Here is a 25751-nt window from a genome sequence, read left to right on the forward strand (position 1 = left end):
CAACGATGGGCAAGCTCACCACCCACGTGCTCGACACCGCCAATGGCTGCCCGGCCGCAGGCATGGCCGTTCGCCTGCTTGATGCGAACGGCGAGCTGATCAAGTCGCTGAGCTTGAACAGCGATGGCCGCGCCGATGCACCGCTGCTGGAAGGCGATGCCATGAAGCCAGGCCGCTATCGCCTGGTCTTCGCTGTCGCTGCCTATTTCCGGGCCCGCGGCGAGAAGCTGCCCGAGCCGGCCTTTCTGGACGAGGTGCCGCTGGACTTCGGCGTCGCCGATGCCGCCGGCCACTACCACGTGCCGCTGCTGGCCAGCCCCTGGTCGTATTCGACCTACCGCGGCAGCTGAAGCGAAGCAGCGGTCATGCAGAACTGGCAGACGCTCGGATTGCTGCTGGCCCGTGAGCCGGCCGTCCTGGTGACGGTGGCCCGCGTGCAGGGCAGCGGCCCGCGCGAGCAGGGCGCCTGGATGGCGGTGGGCGCTGCCAGCCTGCTCGGCACGATTGGCGGCGGGCAACTGGAGTTCGATGCCATTGCCCAGGCCCGCGCAGCGCTGGCGTCGGGTGCGGTGGCCGAGCCGCTGCGCAGGTTTGCGCTCGGGCCGAGTCTCGGCCAATGCTGCGGCGGCGTGGTGCATCTGCGCTTCGAATTGCTTGGCGCGGCTGACATTGCCGGCCTGCGAGAAAGGCTGGCGCCGACACCGCTGATGAGCGTGGCCTTGTTCGGCGGCGGCCATGTGGGCCGTGCCATCGCCCTGGTGCTGGCACGCCTGCCCATCGATCTGCACTGGATAGACAGCCGCGACGAGATCTTTCCCGAGGCCTTGCCCGAAGGCGTGCGCGCCGAGCATTCCGACCCGGTGCAACGTGCGGTGCCAGACCTGGCACCCGGCAGCCGCGTGCTGATCATGAGCTTCAGCCATGCCGAAGACCTGGACATCGTGGCCGCCTGCCTGCAGCGCCAGCGCGAGCGTGCCGACTTGCCCTTCATCGGCCTGATCGGCAGCAAGAGCAAGTGGGCGAGCTTCCGGCATCGGCTCGAGGCGCGCGGCTTCACGGCCGAAGAGTTGGCGCACATCACCAGCCCCATCGGCGTGCCCGGCATTGCCGGCAAGCAGCCCGAAGTGATCGCGGTGGCGGTAGCCGCCCAGCTGCTTCAGCAGCACTGAAGCCCCAGGCGAGAATCATCGCCACTGAGTCTGCACGCTGGGATGTTGTGTGATGAAGAAGTTGATCGCCTTTCTGTCAATGTGGGCCGCCGCCGCGGTGATGGCCGCCGACCTGCCGGTGCCCGCCCTCATTCCCGCGCCGGTCTCGCTCGCTCGCCAGGCCGGCGAGTTCAGGATCAATGCCGGCACCAGCATCGCTGTCCAGTCCGAAGAGCTGGATGCGATTGGGCAAGACCTGGCCCTGCGCCTGCGCCGCGTCACAGGCTTCAAGATTCCCGTGCTCAAGGCCTCGTCGAATCGGGCGGCGCTGAATCGCATCGTGATCGGTCTGCGCGCGGACGCGGGCCTGCCGGCCGATGGCTATCTGCTGACCGTGAGCCGGCAGTCGGTCGCGCTCGGCGCGGCCACGCCGGCCGGCGCCTTTCATGGCGTGCAGACCTTGCTTCAGCTGCTGCCCAAGGAGGTCGAGGGTGATGCGGTGGCGCGTCAGCTGAAGTGGGCAATGCCGGCTGTTGTGATTCGCGATCATCCGCGCTTTGGCTGGCGCGGCCTGATGCTCGATGTCTCGCGGCATTTCTTCAGCGTTGCCGAGGTCAAGGACTTCATCGACCAGATGGCCAAGTACAAGTTCAATCTCTTGCACTGGCACCTGACCGACGACCAGGGCTGGCGCATCGAGATCAAGAGCCGGCCGCGCCTCACCGAGGTCGGGGCCTGGCGGGTGGGCAAGGTGGGCCGGTTCGGCAGCTTCGCGCCGCCGGCCGCCGACGAGGCCAGGGACTACGGCGGCTTCTACACGCAGGAGCAGGCGCGCGAGATCGTGGCCTATGCCAAGGCCCGCCACATCGACGTGATGCCCGAGGTCGACATGCCGGGCCACAGCCTGGCGGCGCTGGCCGCCTATCCGGAGCTGGCCTGCGAGCCGGGCAGCTTTGCCGTCAATGCAGGCGAGCCGCTGCTGGTCTGGCCGGTCGGAGGACATTTGTCCAGCCTGGTCGACAACACACTGTGCCCCGCCAACGAGAAGGTCTACGAGTTTGCGCGCCAGGTGTTTTCGGAGCTGGCTCAGCTGTTCCCGTTCGAGTATGTGCACATGGGCGGCGACGAGACGGCGCGCAACTTCTGGGCCAAGAGCGAGGCGATCAAGGGCTTGATGGAGCGCGAGAAGCTGCCGAACTTCAATGCGGTGCAAGCCTATTTCGTGACACGCCTGCAGAAGATCATCGCGGCCGAGGGCAAGAAGATGATGGGCTGGGACGAGATCCTCGAAGGCGGCCTGGTGCCCGAAGCCGCCGTGATGAGCTGGCGCGGCCTGAAGGGTGGCATCGAGGCGGCGCGCCTCGGCCACCAGGTCGTGATGTCGCCCAATGACTTCGTCTACCTCGACCTGATGCAGGGCGATGCGGTGCTGGAGGCACCGGTCTACGGCACGGTGCGGCTGTCCAAGACCTATCAGTTCGAGCCGCTGCCTGAGGGCGTCGATGCCCGCCGTGTGCTCGGTGGTCAGGCCAATCTCTGGACCGAGCAGATCTACAACCAGCGCCAGCTCCAGTACATGACCTGGCCCCGCGCCCTGGCCGTGGCCGAGACCCTGTGGAGCCCCAAGGAGCACAAGCGCTGGGAGGGCTTCGTGCCGCGTGTCGAGGCCCATTTCGAGCGCCTGACGGCGGCCGGCGTGAAGTACGCGCCCAGCCTCTACGACCCCGCCTTCAAGGCGAGCGAGAAGCCGCCGGGCCCCTTGATGGTGGAGCTGAGCAGCGAGGTCGCGGGGCTGAGCCTGCACTACAGCTTCGATGGCTCCCTGCCGGACCAGTTCTACCCGGCCTACACCGCACCGCTGGCCGTGCCCAAGGACGCACAGCAGCTCAAGGTGATCAGCTACCGCGATGGCAAGCCGCTGGGGCGCTTGATGGTGATGCCGGTGGCCGAGCTGCGCCGGCGTCTGGCCGCCAGGTGAGGCCGCGGTAGCGGCAGATCAGGTCGGCGGCAAAGGCTGGCCGGCCATCCGTGCCGCAACCGCGTTCTTCAGCCAGCCGCTTTGCACATGGCGGTACAGGTGCTTGCCTGGGCAGACCGTCTGCTTGCTGTGGTCCTTGTGCGTGGCGATTGAATCGACGCCCAGCTTCAGCCGCTGCGCCGACCATGCCATCAATTCAGCCACGGCTGCAAGCGCCTGCGGCGTCGGCTCCACCTCTTCGAAATTGCCCAGCACCATGATCAGAAGATGGCCGCGCGGGTCATATTCCGTGTTGGTTTCACCGGCGATGCTTTCGGGCCGCGCCGCGTAGATGCGGCCATCCGGCGAGATCACATAGTGGTAGGGAATATCGGCCCAGCGACGGGTGGTGCGTGACCAGCTCTGCAACTTGGGCAGGTACTCGGCCGGGTCGCGCGCCGGGTTCCAGGTTTCGCCCTGGTGGTGCAAGGTGATGTGGGTGATGGTCTGCGCCGAGCCTGTATTGGGCATGGGCACGCTGCCCCAGGCCTCACCCGGAATGATGGCCGGTGCCGGCACGACGTAGGGCTTGCTGGCGCAGGCCGTGAGCGCGCCAACGCCGAGCAGGCTCAAGGCTCCGGCCAGCAGCAGATGGCGGCGTTCAGCGCTTTGCATTGCCGAGGCTCTTGTCGAGGAAGTCATACATGCGCAGCCGCGCCTTGCGGGCGAAGCTGGTGTCGATGCGGTCCCAGCTGTGGCCGCCTGGGGCGTCCTTCTCGATATGGCTCTCGAAGGTCTTGCCGGCAGCCTTCAGGTGAATGATCAGCTGCTCCACCTCGACCACGTTCACGTCGCGGTCGTTGGTGGTGCTGGTCACCATCAGCGGGATCTTGAGCTTGCTGACATTCCAGATCGGGCTGCGGCGGCGGTACTCGTCCACTGCGTCCACCGGTGCCTTGCCGATGTGGTACTTCGCGGCGAACTCGGCCGTGTAGCTCTGCTCGTGGTAGCCCAGCCGCGTGATCAGGTCGGACACCGGAACGCCGGCATAGATGGCAGCGAACTTGTCCGGATGGTCGAAGCCGGCCATCAGGGAAATCATGCCGCCATGGCTCCAGCCGACGGCGGCCACGCGCTTGCCGTCGATCGGCAATTCATCCACCGCCCAGTCGCGGCAGCTGACCACGTCGTCGTTCTCCAGGCCGCCGTAGTCGATGCTCTCGTACATGCCCTTGCCATAGCCGGTGGAGCCACGGTACTCGGGCGCGACCACCGCATAGCCACGCTCCAGCATCTCGCGCACCAGGTGCAGGTAGTAGGTGCCGAAATCACCATGCACGCCGCCGTGGGTGAGGACGATGGCCGGGAGGGCCTTGCCCTTGGGAGCGTTCTTGGGCAGGAAGGTGTAGCAGTAGATGCGGATCGGGTGGCGCTCGTTCTTGATGCCATAGCGTTCCTTGGCCTTCGGATTGGGCTTGCCGGCGAGGATCACCTTGTCGGCCACGGCCACGTCCTGCAGCCGCAGGAACAGCTGCGTGTCTTCGGCGATCTTGCGGGCCTCGTCGAGGTCCCATTTCAGCGCTTCGACCTGGGATTCGAGCGCTTTCAGGCGGTCGGCTTCGGTTGCTTGCTGGGCCTGTGCGGCGAGGCCGACAACGCTGAGCGCGAGGGCCAGGACGGTCTTCCTGGTGAGGTTTGCTGACATGGGGCGGGCTCCATCCATCAAGGGCGGCCGCCAGTCTATGACAGCGTCTGCGGCAACGGACAGTCCGGTAGGCGGGCTTGTGCGCTGTGGGCAAGTTGGCGTCGCATTGGCGATGCTCGCTGCCGGCTGTGATCGACGCGGTGGGGCGGTGGATCTCCCGATTCGCTGGCACCGGCCCAACGTTCCTTGCCAATCGGCGCGCCCGGCTCGGACAGCTTGCGCCGGTCGATCACCTCGGGCAGCTTCTCGCGTCCTTGTGGTTCACCGTCGATCAGGCGCTCGCCCGCAGGCGCCGCGTGCGCCAGGTGCCCCAGCCGCTGCCCAAGGCCGACTTGAGAAAGGCCGCCAGGCCGCTCTCGCCGGGGCGGGGCTCGGCGCCCTTGGCGATTCGCTTGAGCTGGCGCTCGTACCAGAGCACCTCCATGATGCCCAGGCGATCGATCGCCTTCAGCCCGGTCCGGATGGCATGCACCTGCTGCTGGCTGTCACGCCCCTGCAGCAAGGCGGCCGGCGCGTCGGGGTCGATTGCAAGCAAGCGTGCCAGACCGACGACGTCCAGCGCGCCTGAGGCCAGGGCGGCCTCCATGCCGGCGGCAGTGCGGAAGCCGCCGGTCACCATCAGCGGCACAGCCACTGCGGCACGCACCTTCTCTGCAAAGCTCAGGAAATAGGCCTCGCGCGATGCGGTCGACGCAGTCTGGGGTTCGTGGTGGGCGCCGTTCATCGCGGGCGCTTCGTAGGTGCCGCCCGAGATCTCGATCAGGTCGATGCCCGCCTCGGCGAGGGCGCGGATGGTGTCCAGCGACTCCTCCTCGGTGAAGCCGCCGCGCTGGAAGTCGGCCGAGTTGAGCTTGATGCCGACCGGAAACCCAGGGCCGACCTGGCGGCGCACCTCGGCATAGACCGCCATCACGAAGCGGCGGCGCTTCTCGGGCGTGCCGCCCCATGCGTCTTCGCGCTGGTTGTGCCGGGGCGAGAGGAACTGGTTGACCAGGTAGCCATGGGCGCCGTGGATCTGCACGCCGCTGAAGCCGGCGCGCTTGCACACCGCCGCGCCGCGGCCGAAGCGGCGGATCACGTCGGCGATCTCTTCCTGCGTCGCCTCGCGCGGCGTCTCGAAGAAGGCGGCCATGTCTTCCCGGAATGGCACGGCGGAGGGCGCGATGTTGTAGGCGTTGAGCCCCTTGGTGGATTGCTTGCCCGGATGGTTGAGCTGGGCCCAGATCGCGGCGCCGCGGCTGGTGGCGGCCTGGGCCCATTGCGTCAGCATGCCGAGGTCCGACTCGTCTTCGATGGCGACATTGCCGGGCTCGCCCAGGGCGCGCCGGTCGACCATCACATTGCCGGTCAGGATCAGGCCCAGGCCCGAGGCGGCCCAGCGCTGGTAGAGGGCGACAAGGGCGGGCGTCGGCCGGTTGTCGTAGGTGGCGAGCGTCTCGCTCATGGCGGCCTTGGCCAGCCGGTTGCGCAGTACCGTGCCGTTGGGCAGGGTCAGGGGCTGTGCCAGCAGCCGGCGGGCGGGATGGGAGGTCTTTGGCACGGCGTGTTCTCTTCGTGGAGGAGGTCAGAAGGGGCTGCGGTCCCAGGGCGCGATCACCCGGGGCGGCTGCAGGAAGGCGGTCAGGCCCTGGAACCACAGCACCTCGCGGAAGTCGCCGCTGATCGCCAGATCCTGGCTGCCCACACCGCGCAGGAAGGCCCGCTGAGCGTCCTTGGCCGAGAGGATCTCGAAGCCCTTGGCCGCGCTTGAAAAGCTCAGCGTGAAGTTGGGTTTCTCGCTCAGGCCAGCAGTGGAGCGCACGGTGCCGCGCTCGATCAGGTAGGTGCGACCCGCACCCGAGGCCGTGCGGATCTGGAAAGTCAGCTTCTTGGCGCCGACATAGCGCGCGCAGTCAGCGTCGCTGCGAATCTTGCGTTGCAGCAGCTGGGCGAAGAGCCACAGCAGGAACTTGAACTTGAGCATGGCGGGCAATCGTCAAAGAGGGTGGAGACGGCGACGCTGGCCCTCACTCGGCCAGGAACTGCAGGGCGTGCTGCAGGAAGCGCTGCGGGCACTGGAACTGCGCGGCGTGGCCGGCGTCGGGGTAGACGAACAGCTGCGCGTTGGGCAGGTTGCGCGCCATGTAGAAGGAGTTGACGGTGGCCACCATCACGTCGTTCACGCCGTTGAGGATGAAGGTGGGTTGCCGGATGCCGCGCAGGTAGGCAAAGGGATCGTCCTCCTGGAGCCGGGGCAGGTAGTGCAGATTGGCTTCGATCTGGGCGCTGGCCACCTCGGCTGAAGACGGTGGGTCCTGGTCCACCCGCTGGTGGCGCCGCGCCCAGAAGTCTCGCGCGGCCTGCTGAGCCTGCGCTGAGCGGCCAAAGAACAGGTAGGCAAAGTCGTCGACGGTGGGCACCGGATTGACGGCGGTACTCAGCACGCGCTGCTCCAGTGCCGGGTCGCCACCGCGCGGCCCGGTGCCCAGCAGCATCAGCTTGCGCACCAGGTCCGGGTGGCGCCAGGTCAGGTCCAAGGCCTGGAAGCCGCCGAGCGAAAAGCCCAGCAGGTCCACGCGGTGCAGCCCCAGGGCACGTATCGCCGCCGCCGCGTCATCGGCCATGTGCTCGATGCGCTTGCGCGGCGTCCCGCTGGACGAAGCAACGCCGCGACCGTTGAACAGGATCACCTCGCGTCCGGCGGCCAGGCCGTCGGTCATCAGTGGGTCCCAGTGATCCATGCCGCCGCGGTAGTGCTGGAGGAAAAACAGCGGCGGCTGGTCCGTGGCGGCATTGCCCCAGCGGCGGTAGGCGAGGCGCTCGCCCTCCACCTCGACAAAGCGGGTGGGGGCGGTGAGATGGGTGTGGCTCATGGCGGCGTCCGGGTGATGGCTGGCGGGCTGCGGCACGGTTTCAGCGGGCCAGGAATTCCAGCGTGCTGCGCACGAAGTCGGCATGGAACTGGAAGGCGCCGCCATGACCGGCATCCGGGTAGATGATCAGCTGGCTGTTCGGCAGCCGCCGCGCCAGGTCGTGTGAGTTGACCGTGGGCACCATGCGGTCGTTGTCGCCATTGACCACCAGCACCGGCTGCTTGACCACCGACAGATCGGCCGGGGCTTTCTTTCCCCAGGCGCGCAGCGCCCCCAGTTGCGCGAAGAAGGCGCTGTTGGTGATTTCCTTGTCACGGTTCTCGCCGCGCTCCTGCAAGCGCGCCAGGAAGGCCTTGCCGGCCTCGATGCCGCCGGGCGTGCGCGTGAAGAACAGGAACTGCTTGGGGTCCTGGCCCGTGAAGAAGCCGCGCAGCATGTCGTAGAAGGTCACGCCCGCCACCGAGCTGATGCCCTCGCCGCCGGCCGGGCCGGTGCCGGCCAGCACCATCTTGCGCACGAGTTGCGGCTCCTTGAGCACGATCTCCTGGGCGATCATGCCGCCCATCGAGAAGCCCAGCAGGTCCACCTGCTGCAAGCCTTTGGCCTTGATGAAGCGCAGGGCGTCTTCGGCCATCTGCTCGATCGAATCCGCTGGCTTGCCGCTGCTGGCGCCGATGCCGCGGTTGTTGAAGGCGATGACATGGTGCTTGGCAGCGATGCCGTCCATGACGCGCGGATCCCAGTTGTCCAGCACGGCGGCCAGATGCACCAGGAACACCACCGGTGTGCCGCCGTGCTGCTGGCCCATCTCGCGGTAGGTGTAGTCCACGCCACCGGCAGTGACGGTCTGGGTCGGCACGGTCTTCCACGACAGCTCGGACTTTTGATCCGTCGACGGCTGGCTTGCGGCCGCATCCGCTGCGGCGGGTTCCGCTGCGCCCGCCATGAGAGGGTGCAGGGTCGTGGACAGGGCGAGGCCCAGGGCGATTGTGCTGAACAGGCGTTTCATGAGGGTCTCCGGGCTCAGGCTTCGAGCGTGGGGTAGTCGGTGTAGCCCTTGGGGCCTGGCGTGTAGAACGTCGCCATGTCCAAGGGGTTGAGTGCTGCCTCGGCCTGCATCCGCGCCACCAGATCGGGGTTGGCGATGAAGTGGCGGGCAAAGGCGATCAGGTCGGCGTGGCCGGCCTCGAGCGCTCGCTCGGCACCGGCCCGGTCGAAGCCGCCGGCCAGGATGAACACCCCCTTGAACGTGCTGCGCAGGCGCAGCTTCAGTTCGGCGGGCACCGGAGGGGCACCCATGGCGGAGTGGTCCAGCAGGTGGACGTACAGGATGCCGACCTGTGCCAAGGCTTCGGTGAGGGCCTCGTATTGCGCCTCGACATCGGGGTAGGCGCCGGTGCCGTTGAACACACCGTAGGGCGACAGGCGAATGCCCACGCGGTCTGCCCCAATGGCGGCCACGGTGGCACGCACAACTTCCAGCGCGAAGCGGTTGCGGCCCTGGATCCCCACTCCATACGCATCGCTGCGTCGGTTCACGTTGGCATTCAGGAACTGCTCGATCAGGTAGCCGTTGGCCGCGTGCAGTTCGACACCGTCGAACCCGGCCTCGATGGCCAATTGTGCCGACCGGGCGTACGCCGCCACCGCGTGGTCGATGTCGTCCGTCGTCATGGCACGGGGCGCACTGTGCGGCTGCATGCCCAGCGTATCGGTGTGCATCTCGCCAGGGCATACGTCGCCGGTCGGCCCGACCACCTCGGCACCTGCGGGCAGGTTGGCCACGTGGGCCACGCGCCCGGTGTGCATCAGTTGCACGAAGATCTTGCCGCCCTTGGCATGCACGGCGTCCGTCACGATTTTCCAGGCCTGCACATGAGCCGCGTTGAACAGGCCGGGAATCCGGGCATAGCCCAGGCCGTCGGGCGACGGCGAGGTGCCCTCGGTGACGATCAGGCCGGCCGTGGCCCGTTGGCCGTAGTACTCGGCCATCAGGGCGTTCGGCATGTTGCGCTCGACGGCGCGGCTTCGCGTCATGGGGGCCATCACGATGCGGTTGCGCAAGGGCAGGGAGGGCGCGGAGAGTGCGGTGAAGAGCATGTCGGGCCTTTTTGTGGATGGCTGGGTTGAACGACTTCGTATCACTGAGCCTGGGGCAGGTAGACCGGGCGCGGCGCGGTCAGGCCTTGCCTGACCTGCTGGGTGAGTGCGTCGGCCAGCACCTCGTCGGCGCCTGCCGCCAAGCCGTCCAGGGCACGCTGAACGATTTCTTCGGCGCTGCTTTTCGCGACCTCGAAGCCGCGCGTGAGATCGGTGTCGACATAGGCCATGTGCAGGCCCAGCACCTGGGTCTTTTGGCCTGCCAGCTCGTGGCGCAAGGCATTGGTCAGGGCCCAGGCAGCCGACTTGCTGGCCGAGTACGCGGCCAGCTCGCCGCCGTTCACCCAGGAGGCCACGGACAGCACATTGAGCAGCGCGCCGCCGCCGTTGGCCTTGAGCACAGGCGCGAAGGCCTTGCTCATGTTCAGCACGCCGAAGAAGTTGGTTTCGAAGATGCGGCGGGCCACCGCTTCGCTGTCCTCGGCGAGAAAGCCGCCGGGCTGGGCAATCCCGGCGTTGTTGATGACCAGGGTCACGTCGGCCGCCTCCCGTGCCGCAGCCGCGATTTCTTCGGGCTTGGTGACATCGAGCCTCAGGGCCTGGACGCCCGGCAAGCTCACGGTGGCGGGGTCGCGCGCGGCGGCGTAGACCTTGCGGGCGCCGCGTGCCAGCAGTTCGCGGGCAAAGGCGAGGCCGATGCCGCGATTGGCACCGGTGACGAGGACGACGGCGTTTTCAATGTTCATGGGAGGCTCCAGAGAGTGGGTTGAGTATTCGTATGACGATCGTCATATTTACGGGCGTGCCAGGGCGGTCAGCCCCAAGGGATCAAGGGATCAAGGACTCAGCGAATCTTGATGACGACCTTGCCCTTGGCGCGGCCGCTTTCGACATAGGCCAGGGCTTCGTTGGTGGCTTCGAAGGGGAAGACCTTGTCGACCACCGGGCGGATGGCGCCGGACTCGATCAGCTGCGCGATCTGCTTCAGCTGGCTGCCGCTGCCCTTCATGAACAGGAAGCTGTAGTGGACCTTGAGGCGCTGGGCCAGGCGGCGAACGCTGAAGCTGAGGGCGCGCATGACCTGCGCGACGAACCACGGGGCCTTGCTGTCTTCGGCGAATTGCGGGTCGGGCGGCCCGGAGATTGAGATGAGGTGGCCGCCAGGCTTGAGCACGCCCAGCGACTTCTTCAATGTCTTTTCGTCCTGGCTGTTCAGCACCACGTCGTAGTCGCGCAGCTGCGCTTCGAACGCTTCCTTCTTGTAGTCGACGACGACATCGGCGCCCAGGCCCTTGACCAGCGCGACGTTCCCCGTGCTTGTGGTGGTGGCCACCGTGGCGCCCAGGTGCTTGGCCAGCTGGATCGCAAATGTTCCGACGCCGCCGGAGCCCGCCTGGATGAAGACCTTCTGACCCTTGCGGAGTTGGGCCCTCTCGACCAGGGCCTGCCATGCCGTTAAGCCGACCAAGGGGATGGAGGCGGCTTCCTCCATGCTGATGTTCCGGGGCTTGAGTGCCACGGTGTCTTCACTGGCCGCCACGAATTCCGCGAAGGTCCCGATGCGCAGGTCGCGGGGCCGGGCATAGACCGCGTCGCCTACCTTGAACTGGCTGACACGGGGGCCGACACGAGCCACCACGCCGGCCACGTCGTGCCCGAGGATGAAGGGGGTGCGGTACGGCAGGATGAGCTTGAACTCGCCGTTGCGAACCTTCACGTCGATCAGGTTGACGGCGGCCGCGTGGACCTGGATCAAGACCTCGTCGGGGCGCAGTTCCGGCTCGGGCACATCGCCAGCCCGCAGAGGCTGGTTCTTGCTGTAGCGATCAACGATGAAGGCTTTCATTGCTGCATTTCCTTGTTGCCGCCAGATTCAGAACCCCAGCCAGCAGCGGCGCTTGAAAGGGATGTTTGCATGATGATCATCATATATAAATGCAAAAAAAGGGGGCAATGCGCTCACGCCCCAGACGAATCCAGGCGCTTCAAGGCCGCCGTGCACAGCGAGTCCGACAACGCAGCATCGTCGACCGCGCGGGCCAGCATCAGGGTACCCACCATGGTGGCCACGGTCACCAAGGCGCGGTCGTGGGCGCCTGGCTGTCCCCAATCCGGCGCCTGGCGTGCGACCAGATCGATCATTTCCTTGATGCGGCGGGTGGCCGCACGACGCACTTCAGGCGCTTGGCGCGGCATCTCGGACCCGAGGGCCGCCACCGGGCAACCCGTCTCGATACCGGCGAGGTGTTCCTTGGAGAGGTAGGCCTGCATCAGGGCCTGGAGCGCCTGCTCGGCGGGCGCGGCGGCAACCACACGGGCACCGAAATCGTTGGACTCCGCGCCTGCGCGGTCCGCCGCCTCGGCGAGCATGGCCTCGCGGGAGTCGAAGTGGGCGTAGAAGGCGCCATGCGTCAGGCCCGCCTCCTTCATGATGTCGGCCACACCGGTGCCGTCGTAGCCGCTGCGCCGGATGGCGCGTGCGGCAGCCTGCACGATGCGCTCGTGGGACGCTTCCTTGGCTGCGGCTCGGGCGCTGATGGTTGGTTTACGCATGATACGCATCATACGACACGCGAGCTGATGATGCAAGGGCTGTACGGCAAGACCGCGATGACGCGGCTTCGGGCTTCGCGGACCTTCGATCCAGTGCTGCTCCAGTGGCGGTGCTGTTGTTGACACCTGGCGGGCATCAGCCTGGGGAGAGAATCGCGGCCTGGGCTTGCCCAGTGTGGCTATACAGCCTGTCCGCAAACTACTGCTGCAATCGCCAGCCCCCCAATGACCGACGCCCACCACACCAGCCTGCCGCAATGGCCCCACGCCTATCCGGCCAGCGGCGCCAGCGCCACGCTGAAGTTGCTGAACGAAGATTTCATCGTGACGGAACTGCCGCTGCAGCAGCCCTGCGGTGAGGGCGAACACATCTGGCTGGAGATCGAAAAGAACGGCGCCAATACCGCCTTCGTCGCCCAGCAACTGGCGCTGGCCGCCGGCGTGCAGGAATGGGACGTGGGCTATGCCGGCCTCAAGGACCGCTACGCCATCACCCGTCAGTGGTTCAGCATCTATCGGCCGAAGGGCGAGGCGCTCGACCTGACCCAGCTTCAGCATCCGGAGTTCAAGGTGGTGAGCCAGAGCCGGCACGTGAAGAAGCTGCGCCCCGGTGACCTGCAGGGCAATCGATTCCGCATCGTGCTGCGTGACCTGAGCGGCGACGCCGGTGCCGGTGCCAATGCAGTCATGGCCGCCGTCGAGGCCAATCTCCAGGCTGTTGCGGCGCAGGGCGCGCCCAACTACTTCGGCGCCCAGCGATTTGGCTTTGATGGTGGCAATGTCGAGCAGGGACGGGCCATGCTGGCGCGCGAGATCCGCGTGCGCAACCCGAAGAAGAAGGGCATCTACCTGTCGGCAGTGCGCTCCTTTGTCTTCAATGAAGTGCTGGCGCTGCGAATCGAGCAGGGGCTCTGGGGCAAGAGCTTGCCCGGTGACGTGATGGATGAGGCGGGTCGGCCCACCGGGCCGCTTTGGGGCCGGGGCCGCGTCATCACCACCGAGCAAGCACAGGCCCTGGAGAACAGCGTGGCTGAACGTCATGCCGTGTTGTGCGATGGCATGGAGCATGCCGGCCTGGACCAGGAGCGTCGTTCGCTGGTGGCAAGCCCGGTGGACATGTCGTGGGAATGGCCGCAAGCCAACCAGCTGGTGCTGAACTTTTCCCTGCCGGCCGGGACCTATGCCACGTCCATTCTTGGCGAGATTCTCCGCACCACGGAGCCCGACCGGCACACGGAAAGCGAGCCTGCGGCTGCCGAATGACGGTACCTGCTCGCCCGGTCGAGCTCCGCCCCTGAGCTAGACGGTAGAGACGACCGCAAAGCCACCATAAATCAGCCGCTTGCCGTCGAAGGGTGGCTCGGCGGCGTTCTGCATGCGCGGATCGGCCATCATCTTTTGCCAGGCCTCGTCGCGTGTCTGGCGCGAAGGCCAGTTGATCCAGGAGAACACGACCGTCTCGTCCGGCTTGCACTGGACAGCCATCGGGAAGGATGTGAGTTTGCCTTCGGGCACATCGTCTCCCCAGCAGTCCACCACGCTGATCGCCCCATGCTCCTTGAACATCTGGCCCATGGCCTGCGCATGGGCCACGAAGTCGGCCCGTCGGGCGGTGGGAACGGAAGCGACGAATCCATCGACGTAGCTCATGGCTTTCTCCTTTGAACTGATGGAATGGCAGACGGGGCTGGGAGCTGTCAGCGTACAGTCTCCCTGCATTCGCAGCGCTCGCGCTGAATCGAATCGCTTGAATTCCATCATGGCGGATGATTTCAAGGCATGCGACTTCGGCAGCGGCGCGCTGAACTGTTCGGAGCCGCCGATGGCGACGATTCATGCGCCCCAGCTTGATGTGCCGGCCAGTAAAGGTTCAACAGGATCAACGACCCCGTTTGATTGGAGGCTCGCGATGACTTTGTGCCGAATGCCAGCGCTGCTCATCGGAGCAAGCGTCTGCGCTGCTGCGTTCACCGCAAGCTCCGCCGCCTGGGCAGACAGCCCCACCTGGGTTCAGGCCCAAGCGGTTCGGGCCACCAGTACGCAATGCGGCAACAAGCGCTTCATCATGCTCAAGGCCACGGCAGCCAAGCTCCCCATATCGGCCACGGAGCCGGGCTGCATTGCCAGTGAAGAGTTCTACACCAAGGTGTTCGTCGCCAAGGCCTTCTTCAAGGCAGAGAGGCGCGGCCCGCTGTCCGAATCCGATGTGGATGCCGGCATCCTGTTTTGCAAGAAGGATGACATTGCGCTGCTGCTGGGCAAGGCCAGCGATATCGAACGCGCCTTCAGGCAGAACCCGGCGCCCAAGGGTTGCAGCTTCAGCACGCGCAAGTACCAGTACGTTTCGAGCGTGGGCGACATCCGATTCGGCAATCTGCCCAGCCCCGGCATGATGACTGTCGCTGAGAGCTTGGCCCTGCATGCGAGGGAGCGCCAACGGATCATTGCCGAATGCAATGCCAGCCCCGCATGCCAGGCCGAGGTTCAACGCCGCAGTGTCAAGGGCCGAACCATCTACACCTGCCCACCGGGCTACTACCTCGGCGGCACGATCGACAACCCCTTCGCAACCTGCATTCCCGACTGAGCCAGCCACTACTACTTGGTGGCTCCAGGCCGCGATGGCTGCCTTCTTGCCCAGCACCATTTCGTTGAGCGAGGGCGGGGGGGGATGTGCAGGGCCGGGCGGTCTTGGGATCTTGTTCCCCGAGCCAATTCAAGATGATCAAGATGATCGCCTGACGTTGGTCAACAGCCCGACTTTGAGCCATGACTAGAATGCCGCCATGCGTCTGAGTCGCTCCCTGCGTGCGTTGATCTCCTGGCTGGCCTGTTGTGCCATCCTGTTGACCGCGCTCGCGCCTGCGATCTCGCATGCCGTGCAAAGCGATGTGCCGGACGGCTGGACCGAGATCTGCTCGGTCACCGGCGCCAAGCTGGTGCGCATCGCCGATGGCGAGACGCGTGCCAAGCCGGGCCCGGCCGATTCTGGCCTGCATGTCTACGGCCACTGCCCTTACTGCGCCCTGCATGTAGACGTGCTAGGCCTGCCGCCTGCGGCGACGGCCGAGCCGGCCTTGCTGCCGCTGACTTTCGAGGTGCCCGAGCTCTTCCTGCTCGCCCCGCGCACCCTGCATGCCTGGGCCACCGCCCAGCCGCGTGCCCCTCCGCTGAGCTCCTGAGTCCCGACGACGGTCGCTGAGCGCGCACACCTGCGCCGCCAGCGTCATTTCCTCGTTCGTCTGCGCCGCCAGCTTCTGCTGGCGCGCGGGCCTCACGGAGTCTCACCATGTCCCTGATCGACCATGACTTCTACTGGCAGGAAGTCGCTTCGGCGCGCCGCGCCTTGCTCGGCCCGGCCGTGATCGTGTCGGCCGCCCTGGCCGCCATGCTCACGCTGACCGGTGCCACCCGTGTCGCGAAGCCCGCCACGCCGGGCCTCGACGCCTGCCAGCGCTGCCTGCTCGAGCAGCGCGCGCCCTCGGCCGCGCCGGACCTCGCCACCTAGCCCGCTGGGCTCGGCCAGCCCAGCCACCCGTTCAAGCATGCCCCGAGCGCCTCCGCTTCCGCGGGCCTGCTTCGTGTTTTCTGTTCCCGATGACAAGACCCCAGATGCCCAAGATGCAAGCCCTGACCCCCATTTCCCTGGCCCTGATCTCCTTGCTGGCCACGAGCGCCTTCGCCCAGACCGCTGGCAGCGCCGAGCCCAGCCAGCTTGACCGTGTGACCGTCAGCGGTACGGCCGCCGCGAGCGACCGCTACACCAAGGCCGCCAGCAGCTCACGCCTCGCCTTGAGCCTGAAGGAAACGCCCGCCAGCCTGACCGTGATCGACCGCGAGACCATCGAACTGCGCGGCGCCGCCAACACGCAGGACATTTTGAAGAGCGTGCCCGGCGTGGTCTTCGCCGACCCACCGGGCTCCGCCGGCAGCGTGTTTTATCGAGGCTTTGGATCGGGCTCGCTGGCCCAGCTCTACAACGGCATCAGCGTGCAGTACGACGCCATTGCCGCGCGGCCGGTGGACAGCTGGATCGTCGAACGCCTGGAGGCCCTCGGAGGCCCCTCGAGCTTCCTGAACGGCTCGGGCGCCGTGGGCGGCACGATCAACGTGATCACCAAGATCGCTGACACCAGCGGCGACATTTCCCGCCTGTGGCTGGGCGTGGGCGACAAGTCGCAGGCCGCCGCCAGCCTGCAGCGCAGCCTCGCCGGCTCGGTGCTACGTGTGGAGCTGAACCGCAGCAGCGGGGCGTTCTGGACTCAGGGCCGCGACCGCGACGCCTGGCAGGCCTCGGCCTCCTGGCGCTTGCCGCTGGCTACCGGCCTCACGCACACGCTGGCCGTCGAGCGCCAGCATGAAAAGGTCACGCAGCCCTACTGGGGCACGCCGATGCTGCGCGCGGCCGACGGCAGCGTCAGCGGCCAGCTCGCCTTTGACTCCGGCACCTACGGCAAGAACTACAACGTGATCGATGCTCGCTACGAGCAGGACGTGACCTGGGCACGCTCGCTGCTGGATTGGCAGCTCTCGCCACAGACCCGCTTCACGCACACGCTGTACCACTACGACGCGCTGCGCGACTACGACAACGTCGAGGTCTACACCTTCAAGAACAACAACACGCAGGTCGAGCGCTCCAGCGCGCTCTTGCAGCGCCATGACCAGCAGGTCATCGGCAGCCGCGCCGAGCTGAGCCATGCGACAAAGATCGCCGGCCGGCGCTCAGACTTCGCCCTGGGCTGGGACTGGAGCTACAACGAGCAGACCCGCTTCCCCCTCTCGGTCAACGGCCCCTTCGACCTGACCGACCCCTACACCCCGCGCGACACCTTCTTCCTGCAGACGCCGGGCGTCAGCAAGACCTACACGCCGGGCGCCACCAACCTGCTGCACACGGTCGCCCTGTTTGCGGAGAACCGCACTGAGCTGGGCGAGGGCTGGGCCCTGGTCAGCGCGCTGCGGGCCGACCGCATCGGGCTGGACGTGCGCAACCACCGCGCGGTCACGACTACCAACCCGGCCCTGTTCAGCACGCAGTTCAAGCCGGTGACCGGCCGCCTCGGCCTGGTGAAGGACCTGTCCAAGGACTGGCAGGTTTACGCCCAGGCCAGCACGGCCGCCGATCCGCCGTCGGGCCTGCTCGCCACGGCCGGCTTCAGCGCGCTACGCGATTTCGACCTGACCAAGGGACGGCAGGTGGAACTCGGCAGCAAGCTCGGCTTCGACCAGGGCCGCGGCTGGGCCACGCTCGCGCTCTACGACATCACGCGCAAGAACCTCTCCATCACCGACCCCAACGACCGCACCAAGGTCATCCCGGTGGGCGCGCAGAGCAGCCAAGGCGTGGAACTCAGCGCGCAATGGCGCAGCAGCGCGCAATGGACGCTGGGTACGCAGTGGAGCTACACCCGCGCGCGCTACGACAACTTCGTCGAGACGGTCGGCACCAGCACCGTGTCGCGGGCCGGCAACCAGCCTGCCAACGTGCCCGCCGTCGTGGCCGGCCTGACGGCCGACTGGCGCCCGAGCGAGGCACTGACGCTGGGCGCCGACTGGCGCTACGTCGGCAAGCGCTATGCCAACACCGCCAATACGGTCTGGGACGAGGGCTACCAACTCCTCGGCTTCAGCGCCGTGCTGCGCCTCACGCCGCAGATCAGCGCCCGCGTCCGCGTCGACAACGCCACCGACAAGCGCTACGTCGCGAGCCTGAGCAGCAGCCTGCCCTATATGGGCGCGCCGCGCAGCGTCAGCGCCGCGCTGGACCTGCGCTTTTGAACATGATGGCCATGAAGCGATGGCTCTATCTGCTGCACCGCTGGGCCGGCATCGCGCTGTGCCTGGTGATGGCTCTGTGGTTCCTCTCGGGCATGGTGATGCTCTATGTGGGCTATCCCAAGCTCACACCGGAGGAGCAACTGCGTGGCCTGCCGGTGTTGCAGTCGGCGGGCTGCTGCGTGCCGCTGCCCGAGGCGCTGAAGGCCTCAGGCTTCGAGAAGGCCAGCCAGTGGCGGCTGAGCAGCGTGGCCGGCCAGCCGCGCTACCTGTTCAGCGATGGCCGCAAGCGGCATGTGGCGGTCGATGCCCGCAGCGGCCAACGCATCGCTGCGGTGAGCCCGGACGATGCCCTGCGCTCGGCCTCGCATTTCGCGCAGGGCTCGGCGGTCAGCCTGATGGGTCAGGATGACGAAGACGCCTGGACCCATTCGCGCGCGCTCGATGGCCATCGGCCGCTCTATCGCCTGGCGGTGGAGGACGAAGAGCGGCGCTGGCTCTACGTCAGCAGCACGACCGGTGAGGCGGTGCGCGACGCCACGTTCACCGAGCGCAGCTGGGGCTGGGTCGGCGCCTGGCTGCACTGGCTCTACATCTTCCGGGGCGGGGCGCTGAACGCCTGGTGGACCGACATCGTGATCTGGCTGTCGGTGGCCGGCGGCGTGCTGGGCCTGAGCGGCCTGGTCGTCGGTATCTGGCGCTGGCGTTTCAGGGGCCGCTACAAGAGCGGCTCGCGCTCGCCGTATCGCGGCGTGCTGGCGCGCTGGCATCACATCCTCGGCCTGCTCGGCGGCCTGCTGGCGCTAACCTGGTTACTGAGCGGCCTGTTCTCGATGAACCCCTGGAAGGTGTTCGAGGCACCGGGCCCCAAGCCCGACCGCGTGGCCTATGCTGGCGGGCCGCTGCGCCCTGGCGACGCGCCGTTGGCCGCCACGGTGCTGGCCCGGCTTGTGGCCGACGGCGAGCAGCCGCGCAGCCTGGAATGGCGCCGCGTGGCGGGCGCGCCTGTGGTGCTGGTGCAGACGGCGGCGAGTCAGTTCATCGTTGATTCACAAGGCCAGCGCCTTCCAGCCTCGCCCACGGCCAGCCTGGTGGCTGCGGCCGAGCGCTTGCTGCCCGGTTCCCACGTGGTCGAGCAGCAATGGCTGCGCGAGTTCGACACCTACTACTACGGCCGCGACCACCACACGATGACCGGCCAGCGCGAGCGGCCGCTGCCGGCCCTGCGCCTGCGCCTGGACGACGCGCAATCGCATTGGGTCGTGATCGACCCGGCCACCGGTGCCATCGTGCAGCTCAGCAATGCCCACCAGCGCAGCGAGCGCTGGCTGTTCGCCTTCCTGCACAGCTTCGACCTGCCGCAGTTCCTCAACGCCCGTCCCGCCTGGGACGCCTGGATGCTGGGCTTCAGCCTGGCCGGCCTCGCCCTCTCGCTCACCGGCGTGGTGCTGGGCTGGCGGCGGCTGGGGCACAAGGGCCCCTGGCGCGTCGCCGTGCGTGGCGGTGACCGTCTCGTGAAGATGGATGCGCAGGCCGCGCACCCAAAGGGGCACTGAATGCGCCGCCGCCACGTGCTCTCGCTGCTCGCTGCGCCGCTGGCAGCCTGTCAGCGCGACGGCCCGCGCTTTCATGGCATCGACATGACAGGCGCGCCCTACGGCCGTGACTTCGAGGTGATGGCGGCCGATGGCCGCAAGGTCAGGTTGGCGGACTTTCGCGGCCAAGCCGTGCTGCTGTTCTTTGGCTTCACGCAGTGCCCGGACATCTGCCCCACGGCACTGACCCGCGCAGCGGCGGTGCGCGAGCTGCTTGGCGATCAAGCCGAGCGCTTGCAGGTGCTGTTCATGACCATAGACCCGGAGCGTGACACACCCGAGCTGCTGCGGGCCTACACGGCGGCCTTCCATCCGAGCTTTCTCGGCCTGTATGCCAATGCCGAACGCACCGCCTACACGGCGGCGGAGTTCAAGATCTACTACAAGAAAGTGCCCACCGGCGCCAGCTACACCATGGACCACTCGACGCAGAGCTATGTATTCGATCCGCAAGGGCGGCTGCGTGTGTTGATCAAACACGAGGCGCCCGCGGCCGACGTGGCCGACGATGTGCGCCTGCTGCTCGCCACCTGAGCCGATTCACTGTCCCGTTCCCACCACTGTTCATTGAAGGAGTTGATGATGATGACCCAGAACAAGACCCGACTCGCGCTGCTGGCCCTGGCGGCCTCGCTGTGCTCGCTGGCAGCTCAAGCGCAAGTCCAAGTGCAGGACGCCTGGGTGCGCGCCACGGTGGCGCAGCAGAAGGCCACCGGTGCCTTCATGAAGCTGACCGCTGCGTCCGACCTGCGCCTGGTCTCGGCCAGCTCGCCGGCCGTGCCCATGGTCGAGGTGCATGAGATGGCCATGGAGGGCAGCGTGATGAAGATGCGCCAAATCCAGGCCCTTGACCTGCCGGCCGGCAAGACGGTCGAGCTCAAGCCGGGGGGCTATCACGTGATGCTGATGGGCCTCACGCAGGCGATGACTTCGGGCAGCAAGCTGCCGCTGTCGCTGGTCTTCGAAGACAAGGCGGGCAAGCGCCAGACGGTGGAGGTGAGCGCCGAGGTCCGTGCTATCAATGCCGCCGCCAAGAAGCCGGAGCAGGCGGCCGAGCACAAGCACTGAGGGCGCGGCAGGTGGGCCGCCTATTCTTTGCGGCCCACTGACTGGAAGAAGTCCCACATCCTGTCGTTGGCCGACAGCGCCTGCGAGGCGCCTTCCTTGCCGCGCCGCACCTTGCCTGCACCCGGCCAGGAATGGCCGCCGGTCTCGGTGGTGCAAACCTCCACCACAGCGCTGTTTGCGCAGGCTGCGACATGGCGCTCGCAGCGGGCGCCTTGCACCTGCAGCGTGATCTCGGCCGGTGCACTGGCGCTGCACTGGTTGCGCTGCATCCAGCGCCGCGCGGTCTCGGGCACGGAGGTGAAGTCGGTGACCTGCGACTTGTCCTTGAAGGCCTTGTCGCCGGCGCCGCCCTCGTACAGCACGTGGTCGTCGTTGCGGGCATGGATGATGAGCACGGGGATGGGGCGCGAGGGCTTGCAGCTGCGCGTGTTGTCGGTGCCGGCCACGCTGGCGATGGCGGCGAACAGGTCCGTGGCCTCGCAGGCGAGGCGGTGGGCCATCATGCCGCCGTTGGACATGCCGGTGGCATAGATGCGCTGCGGGTCCACCGCCACGCGCTGCTGCACATCGGCCAGCAGGGCGCGGATGAAGCCCACGTCATCGCTGCCCTTGTCGCGCGCCTGGGCGCAGCAGTTGCCGGCATTCCAGGTGGCGAGGCCGCCACCGGGCATGCGGCTGTAGCCGTTCGGGAACACCGCGATGAAGCCGGCCTGCTCCGACTTCGTGATCAGCCCATAGTTCTCGTCGTCTGCCTGGAATCGCATATTGCCGCCGCCGCCGTGCAGGGCCACGAGCAAGGGCGCGGCCTGATTGGCGGGCAGCGATCTTGGAATGTGGACGATGTAGGTGCGCTGGGCGCCTGCGTGCTGCAGGCTGAGCGTGTGTGTGCCGGCGGGCAGGGCGCTTGTCGGCGAGCGTGTTTCAGTCGCTTGCTTGTCCGCCTGCCGGTTCTGCATTCGCTCACGCAGCCTCTCGCGCAAGCTGCCGTCCTGGGCCAGGGCAGTGTTGCCGACGACAAGCATCAGCAGCGGAAGGAGCAGGGTGTATGCACGCATGCTGTCGATGGTATTGGCGCCGCTGCGATCAGGCTGCTGGGGTAAGGACTGTCAACGCATCCAGCACGGCTTGCGCTGTAGCCGGCGCACGCAGAGCCGGGTCGCAATACCTGCCGCCGCAGCTCGCCACCGCATCCTTGATCGCCATCAGCACCGAGAAGGGCAGCAAGAGTGGCGGCTCGCCCAGGGCCTTGGAGCGGTGGATGCTGTCGGCATGGTTCGGGTGGTCGAACAGTGCGACACGGAAGTCGGGCGGGCTGTCGTTGGCTGTAGGAATCTTGTAGGTGCTCGGCGCGTGGGTGCTGAGCGCGCCGGTCCTGGGATGCCAAACCAACTCTTCCATGGTCAGCCAGCCCATGCCCTGCACGAAGGCGCCCTCGACCTGGCCGATGTCCAGCGCCGGGTTCAGCGACTGGCCGGCGTCATGCAGCACGTCGGCACGCACGACCCGGCTCTCTCCCGTCAACGTGTCCACCAGCACTTCGGCCACGGCGGCGCCCCAGGCGTAGTAGTAGAAGGGGTGGCCCTTCAGCTTGGCGCGGTCCCAGTGCAGGCCGGGCGTGGCGTAGAAGCCATCGCTCCAGAGCTGGATGCGCTGCAGGTAGGCCTTGCTCACCAGTTCGTTGAAGCTGATGGCACTGCCGCCGCCATGCACCTGGCCGCCGCTGAACTGCAGCTCTGCCAATGGACAGTCCAGCAGCTGCGCTGCCAGCTCGGCCAGACGCAGCTTGATCTTGCGCGCCGCGTCTTGCGCGGCTCGGCCGTTGAGGTCCGTTCCCGTGGAAGCCGCTGTGGCCGATGTGTTGGCAACCTTGCTCGTGTCTGTGGCCGAGCAGCGCACCTGCTCGAAGGCGATGCCCAGCTCATGCGCCACCACCTGGGCCACTTTGGTGTTGAGGCCCTGGCCCATCTCGGTGCCGCCGTGATTCACCAGCACCGAGCCATCGGTGTAGACATGCACGAGGGCGCCGGCCTGGTTCAGGTGCACCACGTTGAACGAGATGCCGAACTTCACCGGCGTGAGCGCCAGGCCCTTCTTCAAGACCGGGCTTGTCGCATTGAAGGCAGCGATCTCGGCGCGACGGGCGTGGTAGTCGCTGCTGGCGATCAACTGATCGGTCAGCGGCTGCGCCAGGATGTCTTCGACCTGCTGGCCATAAGGCGCCACATCGCGGCCACCCTCGGCGCTGTAGAAGTTGCGCTGGCGCACGAGCAGGGGGTCCAGCCCGAGTCGGCGCGCCACGGAGTCCATGATCATCTCGATGGCCAGTGCACCCTGCGGCCCGCCGAAGCCGCGGAAGGCGGTGTTGCTCTGCGTGTTCGTCTTGGCGCAGAAGCCGTGCAGCGAGACATTGGGCAGCCAGTAAGCATTGTCGAAATGGCACAGCGCGCGCGCCATCACCGGCGCCGACAGGTCGGCCGAATGGCCGGCGTTGGAAATCAGATCGACCTCCGCGCCAAGAATGCGGCCTTCGTCGTCGTAGCCCACCTCCCAGCTGTAGTCGAAGCCGTGGCGGCGGCCGGTGATCATGAAGTCGTCATCGCGGTCCAGCCGCAGCTTCACCGGGCGGCGGAGCCGCATCGCGGCGATGGCCGCCACGCAGGCGAACAGGGCCGACTGCGATTCCTTGCCGCCGAAGCCGCCACCCATGCGCCGGCACTGCACCTGCACCTGATGCGCCTGCCAATGCAGCGCGTGCGCGATGAGCTGCTGCATTTCGCTCGGATGCTGGGTCGAGCAATGAACCAGCAGTGCCTGGCCGTCCTGTGGCAGGGCATAGCTGATCTGGCCCTCCAGATAGAACTGCTCCTGGCCACCGACCGCCCATTCGCCTTGCAGGCGGTGCGGCGCCGTGGCAATCGCAGCCTCGGCATCGCCGCGGTTCAGGTGCATCGGCGGCAGCACGTACTGCCCGAGTGCGTGCGCTGTCCTGGCGGTCAGAACCGGCTCCAGCGCCTCGTACCTGATGGCCGACCTGGCGAGGCTCGCTGCACGCCGCGCCAACTCGCGGTCGGTCGCGACGATGGCGAACACCGGCTGGCCGAGGTAGCGCAGGTCGCCATCGGCGAGGATGGGGTCGTCATGGATCAGGGGGCCGCAGTTGTTCTCGCCCGCGATGTCTTCGGCCGTCAGCACGGCAACCACGCCGGGCTGCTGCTTCAACAGCTCGATGTCGATGCCCAGCAGCTTGCCGTGAGCGACGGGCGAGAGGCCCAGCGCCGCATGCAAAGTGCCTTGCGCTTCGGCGATGTCATCGGTGTAGCTGGCCTGCCCACTGACATGCAGGGCCGCGGATTCGTGGGCCTGGCTGCGGCCCACCACTTGCGGGAGATCGATCGGCTTGTTCATGCCGGGCTCCGATCAAACGAAACGGCCTGCCAGACGCTGGCATGTCTTGGCGCCAGTGCCAGCTCGGGCCGGGTCTCCAGCCAGAGCCGCTGGAACAGGTTTTGCGCCACCTTCATGCGATAGGCCGCGCTGGCGCGCATGTCGGAGAGTGGGGTGAAGTCGCGCGTCAATGCTGCAGCGGCCGCGCGCGCCGTGGCTTCGCTCCAGGCCTGGCCGACAACCGCGCATTCGGCCTGCGCCGCGCGCCGCACCGTGGCCGCCATGCCGCCAAAGGCGAAGCGGGCCGCATGCACCTCACGGGTGGCCGGATCAACCGTGAGTGACAGACCGGCGCAGACGGCCGAGATGTCGCTGTCGTAGCGCTTGGCGATCTTGTAGCCGCGCACTGTCGTGTGGGCATCGGGCAGCGGCAGATGGATGGCTTCGAGGAATTCGCCCGGCTGCAGCGCGTTCTTCATGTAGTCGAGATAGAAGTCCTCCAGCAGCAGGGCGCGTTGCTGTTCCCCCTTGCGCAGGATCACCTTGGCGCCCAGGGCCATCAAGGCCGGCGCTGCGTCCCCGATGGGAGAGCCGTTGGCAACGTTGCCGCCCAGCGTCCCGGCCTGGCGCACCGGCGGTGAGGCAAAGCGCAGCCACAGCTCGCGGTAGGCCGGTATGGCCTCGGTGATGGCTGACCAGCCTTCTTCCAGCGTTGCAGCGGCACCTATCCACAGACCCGGCCGATCGTCGAAGGGTTCGGGCCGGATCGCCCGCAACTCTGCAACAGCGCCGACATGGATCAGGTCGCCGACATCGCGGAACTGCTTGTTCACCCAGAGGCCTATATCGGTTGAACCGGCGAGCAAGCGCGCCTGCGGCTTGGCTTCACGCAAGGCGGCCAGTCCGGCGATGGTGCGTGGCGCATCGAAGCTGTCGATGCGACCAGCAAAGGCCGGGTTCGGCGCTTCATAGTGGAGGCCAGGGCTGGCCTGCAGCGACTTCAGCGCAGTCGCAATCGGCGCTCGCTGCAGATGCCGGGCCGGCAGCTCGAACATGCGCTCACCGGCATCGAGGATGGGCCGGTAGCCGGTGCAACGGCAGAGGTTGCCGGCCAGGTCGTCGGCCAGCTCCTGGCGGCTGGGGCGGGTGCCGGCTTCACCGTGGCGTTCGTAGCAGGCCTGCAGCGTCATCACGAAGCCGGGCGTGCAGAAGCCGCATTGCGAGCCGTGGCACTCCACCAGGGCCTGCTGCACCGGGCTCAGGTTCTCGGGGCCGCCCAGGTCTTCGACCGTCAGGAGTGCCTTGCCATCCAGCGTGGGCAGGAACTGTGTGCAGGCATTGACGTTGGAGAGCTGCAGCTCGCCCTGGGCGTCCAGTTCGCCAACCAGCACCGTGCAGGCGCCGCAGTCGCCCTCGGCGCAGCCTTCCTTGGTGCCGGTGCAATGGGCATGGTCGCGCAGGTACTGCAGCACCGTGGTGGTGGTTGGCAGGCTTGCCACCGACTGGATGGCGCCGCGATGGAAGAAGTGGATCGCGCGAGGCTCAACAGAATTCATCGCGCGACCTTAACGCCAAGCGCAAGCTCTGGCTATACCATCTCGATCATGGTTG

General features: G+C 67.1%; 25 protein-coding genes. 11 read left to right on the top strand and 14 right to left on the bottom strand.

The window, feature by feature from the left end; genetic code table 11:
* Positions 1-5: 5 nt before the first annotated feature.
* From uraH to V3596_RS14680, 3 genes are read left to right on the top strand one after another with little or no spacing between them, the layout of a single operon-like run.
* A complete protein-coding gene (gene uraH, locus V3596_RS14670; RefSeq protein WP_334278520.1) occupies positions 6-350 on the top strand; it encodes a hydroxyisourate hydrolase in 345 nt (114 codons plus the stop codon).
* 15 nt (positions 351-365) lie between these two features.
* Positions 366-1169, top strand: coding sequence for a xanthine dehydrogenase accessory protein XdhC (xdhC, locus tag V3596_RS14675; protein WP_334278521.1), 804 nt, complete (start codon positions 366-368; stop codon positions 1167-1169).
* A gap of 52 nt (positions 1170-1221) precedes the next feature.
* A complete protein-coding gene (locus tag V3596_RS14680) occupies positions 1222-3126 on the top strand; it encodes a beta-N-acetylhexosaminidase (protein ID WP_334278522.1) in 1905 nt (634 codons plus the stop codon).
* Positions 3127-3144: 18 nt separating this feature from the next.
* Here the strand turns inward: V3596_RS14680 and V3596_RS14685 are convergent, their stop codons facing one another.
* The 10 genes from V3596_RS14685 to V3596_RS14730 all read right to left on the bottom strand — a co-directional run bounded on the left by V3596_RS14685 (position 3145) and on the right by V3596_RS14730 (position 12327).
* Positions 3145-3780 carry a peptidoglycan recognition protein family protein gene (locus V3596_RS14685; RefSeq protein WP_334278523.1) on the bottom strand — a complete coding sequence of 212 codons (636 nt, stop codon included), beginning with the start codon at positions 3778-3780 and terminating at the stop codon, positions 3145-3147.
* The gene (locus V3596_RS14690) at positions 3767-4810 is read right to left on the bottom strand and encodes an alpha/beta hydrolase family protein (protein ID WP_334278524.1); all 1044 of its coding nucleotides are present in this window, start codon (positions 4808-4810) and stop codon (positions 3767-3769) included. The genes V3596_RS14685 and V3596_RS14690 overlap by 14 nt, the downstream gene beginning before the upstream one ends.
* 271 nt (positions 4811-5081) lie before the next feature.
* Positions 5082-6350, bottom strand: a complete 1269-nt coding sequence (locus V3596_RS14695; protein ID WP_334278525.1) for an NADH:flavin oxidoreductase/NADH oxidase family protein — start codon at positions 6348-6350, stop codon at positions 5082-5084.
* Positions 6351-6374: 24 nt separating this feature from the next.
* Positions 6375-6773: a helicase gene (locus tag V3596_RS14700; RefSeq protein WP_334278526.1), complete on the bottom strand. Its 399-nt coding sequence runs from the start codon at positions 6771-6773 to the stop codon at positions 6375-6377.
* A 43-nt stretch (positions 6774-6816) separates the two neighbouring features.
* Complete coding sequence (locus V3596_RS14705) at positions 6817-7662, bottom strand: alpha/beta fold hydrolase (RefSeq protein WP_334278527.1); 846 nt, start codon at positions 7660-7662, stop codon at positions 6817-6819.
* A 40-nt stretch (positions 7663-7702) separates the two neighbouring features.
* Positions 7703-8671 carry an alpha/beta fold hydrolase gene (locus tag V3596_RS14710; RefSeq protein ID WP_334278528.1) on the bottom strand — a complete coding sequence of 323 codons (969 nt, stop codon included), beginning with the start codon at positions 8669-8671 and terminating at the stop codon, positions 7703-7705.
* A 14-nt stretch (positions 8672-8685) separates the two neighbouring features.
* Positions 8686-9762, bottom strand: a complete 1077-nt coding sequence (locus tag V3596_RS14715) for an alkene reductase (protein WP_334278529.1) — start codon at positions 9760-9762, stop codon at positions 8686-8688.
* Between the two features lie 41 nt (positions 9763-9803).
* Complete coding sequence (locus tag V3596_RS14720; protein ID WP_334278530.1) at positions 9804-10508, bottom strand: SDR family oxidoreductase; 705 nt, start codon at positions 10506-10508, stop codon at positions 9804-9806.
* A 98-nt stretch (positions 10509-10606) separates the two neighbouring features.
* A complete protein-coding gene (locus V3596_RS14725) occupies positions 10607-11608 on the bottom strand; it encodes an NADP-dependent oxidoreductase (protein ID WP_334278531.1) in 1002 nt (333 codons plus the stop codon).
* A gap of 113 nt (positions 11609-11721) precedes the next feature.
* Entirely contained in the window at positions 11722-12327 is a 606-nt protein-coding gene (locus tag V3596_RS14730) for a TetR/AcrR family transcriptional regulator (protein ID WP_334278532.1), read from the bottom strand.
* A gap of 213 nt (positions 12328-12540) precedes the next feature.
* On the opposite strand from V3596_RS14730, the gene truD reads away from it, so the two are divergent.
* Complete coding sequence (gene truD, locus V3596_RS14735) at positions 12541-13578, top strand: tRNA pseudouridine(13) synthase TruD (RefSeq protein WP_334278533.1); 1038 nt, start codon at positions 12541-12543, stop codon at positions 13576-13578.
* Positions 13579-13614: 36 nt separating this feature from the next.
* Here the strand turns inward: truD and V3596_RS14740 are convergent, their stop codons facing one another.
* Positions 13615-13965, bottom strand: a complete 351-nt coding sequence (locus V3596_RS14740; protein WP_334278534.1) for a DUF1428 domain-containing protein — start codon at positions 13963-13965, stop codon at positions 13615-13617.
* Between V3596_RS14740 and V3596_RS14745 the strand changes: the two genes are divergently transcribed.
* From V3596_RS14745 to V3596_RS14775, 7 genes are all read left to right on the top strand, one after another.
* Positions 13964-14902, top strand: a complete 939-nt coding sequence (locus tag V3596_RS14745; RefSeq protein WP_334278535.1) for a hypothetical protein — start codon at positions 13964-13966, stop codon at positions 14900-14902. The two genes, V3596_RS14740 and V3596_RS14745, sit on opposite strands and share 2 nt — an antisense overlap.
* A gap of 199 nt (positions 14903-15101) precedes the next feature.
* On the top strand, positions 15102-15497 hold the full coding sequence (locus V3596_RS14750) for a DUF2946 domain-containing protein (protein ID WP_334278536.1): 396 nt from the start codon (positions 15102-15104) through the stop codon (positions 15495-15497).
* Between the two features lie 107 nt (positions 15498-15604).
* Positions 15605-15823 (top strand): hypothetical protein, encoded by a 219-nt coding sequence (locus V3596_RS14755; RefSeq protein WP_334278537.1) that lies wholly within the window; start codon positions 15605-15607, stop codon positions 15821-15823.
* A gap of 104 nt (positions 15824-15927) precedes the next feature.
* Positions 15928-18096: a TonB-dependent receptor gene (locus V3596_RS14760; RefSeq protein WP_334278538.1), complete on the top strand. Its 2169-nt coding sequence runs from the start codon at positions 15928-15930 to the stop codon at positions 18094-18096.
* Between the two features lie 11 nt (positions 18097-18107).
* On the top strand, positions 18108-19649 hold the full coding sequence (locus tag V3596_RS14765; protein ID WP_334278539.1) for a PepSY domain-containing protein: 1542 nt from the start codon (positions 18108-18110) through the stop codon (positions 19647-19649).
* Complete coding sequence (locus V3596_RS14770; protein WP_334278540.1) at positions 19650-20222, top strand: SCO family protein; 573 nt, start codon at positions 19650-19652, stop codon at positions 20220-20222. It abuts the gene before it with no gap.
* Positions 20223-20267: 45 nt separating this feature from the next.
* Positions 20268-20756 carry a copper chaperone PCu(A)C gene (locus tag V3596_RS14775; RefSeq protein WP_416383984.1) on the top strand — a complete coding sequence of 163 codons (489 nt, stop codon included), beginning with the start codon at positions 20268-20270 and terminating at the stop codon, positions 20754-20756.
* Positions 20757-20776: 20 nt separating this feature from the next.
* On the opposite strand, the gene V3596_RS14780 is transcribed toward V3596_RS14775, so the two are convergent.
* From V3596_RS14780 to xdhA, 3 genes are read right to left on the bottom strand one after another with little or no spacing between them, the layout of a single operon-like run.
* Positions 20777-21811: an extracellular catalytic domain type 1 short-chain-length polyhydroxyalkanoate depolymerase gene (locus tag V3596_RS14780; protein WP_334278542.1), complete on the bottom strand. Its 1035-nt coding sequence runs from the start codon at positions 21809-21811 to the stop codon at positions 20777-20779.
* Between the two features lie 28 nt (positions 21812-21839).
* Positions 21840-24161 carry a xanthine dehydrogenase molybdopterin binding subunit gene (gene xdhB / locus V3596_RS14785; protein ID WP_334278543.1) on the bottom strand — a complete coding sequence of 774 codons (2322 nt, stop codon included), beginning with the start codon at positions 24159-24161 and terminating at the stop codon, positions 21840-21842.
* Entirely contained in the window at positions 24158-25696 is a 1539-nt protein-coding gene (gene xdhA, locus V3596_RS14790; RefSeq protein WP_334278544.1) for a xanthine dehydrogenase small subunit, read from the bottom strand. The genes xdhB and xdhA overlap by 4 nt, the downstream gene beginning before the upstream one ends.
* Between the last annotated feature and the right edge of the window lie 55 nt (positions 25697-25751).

This window comes from Roseateles microcysteis (assembly GCF_036880965.1).
Lineage (GTDB): Bacteria > Pseudomonadota > Gammaproteobacteria > Burkholderiales > Burkholderiaceae_C > JAUASW01.

What these genes read in the sequence shown, in the direction of transcription:
- V3596_RS14715 (WP_334278529.1), bottom strand. Translation starts at nt 9,762, where the DNA reads ATGCTCTTCACCGCACTCTCCGCGCCCTCCCTGCCCTTGCGCAACCGC.
- xdhA (WP_334278544.1), bottom strand. Translation starts at nt 25,696, where the DNA reads ATGAATTCTGTTGAGCCTCGCGCGATCCACTTCTTCCATCGCGGCGCC.
- xdhC (WP_334278521.1), top strand. Translation starts at nt 366, where the DNA reads ATGCAGAACTGGCAGACGCTCGGATTGCTGCTGGCCCGTGAGCCGGCC.
- V3596_RS14705 (WP_334278527.1), bottom strand. Translation starts at nt 7,662, where the DNA reads ATGAGCCACACCCATCTCACCGCCCCCACCCGCTTTGTCGAGGTGGAG.
- truD (WP_334278533.1), top strand. Translation starts at nt 12,541, where the DNA reads ATGACCGACGCCCACCACACCAGCCTGCCGCAATGGCCCCACGCCTAT.
- V3596_RS14690 (WP_334278524.1), bottom strand. Translation starts at nt 4,810, where the DNA reads ATGTCAGCAAACCTCACCAGGAAGACCGTCCTGGCCCTCGCGCTCAGC.
- V3596_RS14755 (WP_334278537.1), top strand. Translation starts at nt 15,605, where the DNA reads ATGTCCCTGATCGACCATGACTTCTACTGGCAGGAAGTCGCTTCGGCG.
- V3596_RS14745 (WP_334278535.1), top strand. Translation starts at nt 13,964, where the DNA reads ATGGCTTTCTCCTTTGAACTGATGGAATGGCAGACGGGGCTGGGAGCT.
- V3596_RS14725 (WP_334278531.1), bottom strand. Translation starts at nt 11,608, where the DNA reads ATGAAAGCCTTCATCGTTGATCGCTACAGCAAGAACCAGCCTCTGCGG.
- V3596_RS14770 (WP_334278540.1), top strand. Translation starts at nt 19,650, where the DNA reads ATGCGCCGCCGCCACGTGCTCTCGCTGCTCGCTGCGCCGCTGGCAGCC.
- V3596_RS14740 (WP_334278534.1), bottom strand. Translation starts at nt 13,965, where the DNA reads ATGAGCTACGTCGATGGATTCGTCGCTTCCGTTCCCACCGCCCGACGG.
- V3596_RS14775 (WP_416383984.1), top strand. Translation starts at nt 20,268, where the DNA reads ATGATGATGACCCAGAACAAGACCCGACTCGCGCTGCTGGCCCTGGCG.
- uraH (WP_334278520.1), top strand. Translation starts at nt 6, where the DNA reads ATGGGCAAGCTCACCACCCACGTGCTCGACACCGCCAATGGCTGCCCG.
- V3596_RS14685 (WP_334278523.1), bottom strand. Translation starts at nt 3,780, where the DNA reads ATGCAAAGCGCTGAACGCCGCCATCTGCTGCTGGCCGGAGCCTTGAGC.
- V3596_RS14720 (WP_334278530.1), bottom strand. Translation starts at nt 10,508, where the DNA reads ATGAACATTGAAAACGCCGTCGTCCTCGTCACCGGTGCCAATCGCGGC.
- V3596_RS14780 (WP_334278542.1), bottom strand. Translation starts at nt 21,811, where the DNA reads ATGCGTGCATACACCCTGCTCCTTCCGCTGCTGATGCTTGTCGTCGGC.
- V3596_RS14710 (WP_334278528.1), bottom strand. Translation starts at nt 8,671, where the DNA reads ATGAAACGCCTGTTCAGCACAATCGCCCTGGGCCTCGCCCTGTCCACG.
- xdhB (WP_334278543.1), bottom strand. Translation starts at nt 24,161, where the DNA reads ATGAACAAGCCGATCGATCTCCCGCAAGTGGTGGGCCGCAGCCAGGCC.
- V3596_RS14680 (WP_334278522.1), top strand. Translation starts at nt 1,222, where the DNA reads ATGAAGAAGTTGATCGCCTTTCTGTCAATGTGGGCCGCCGCCGCGGTG.
- V3596_RS14700 (WP_334278526.1), bottom strand. Translation starts at nt 6,773, where the DNA reads ATGCTCAAGTTCAAGTTCCTGCTGTGGCTCTTCGCCCAGCTGCTGCAA.
- V3596_RS14765 (WP_334278539.1), top strand. Translation starts at nt 18,108, where the DNA reads ATGAAGCGATGGCTCTATCTGCTGCACCGCTGGGCCGGCATCGCGCTG.
- V3596_RS14730 (WP_334278532.1), bottom strand. Translation starts at nt 12,327, where the DNA reads ATGATGCGTATCATGCGTAAACCAACCATCAGCGCCCGAGCCGCAGCC.
- V3596_RS14750 (WP_334278536.1), top strand. Translation starts at nt 15,102, where the DNA reads ATGCGTCTGAGTCGCTCCCTGCGTGCGTTGATCTCCTGGCTGGCCTGT.
- V3596_RS14760 (WP_334278538.1), top strand. Translation starts at nt 15,928, where the DNA reads ATGCCCAAGATGCAAGCCCTGACCCCCATTTCCCTGGCCCTGATCTCC.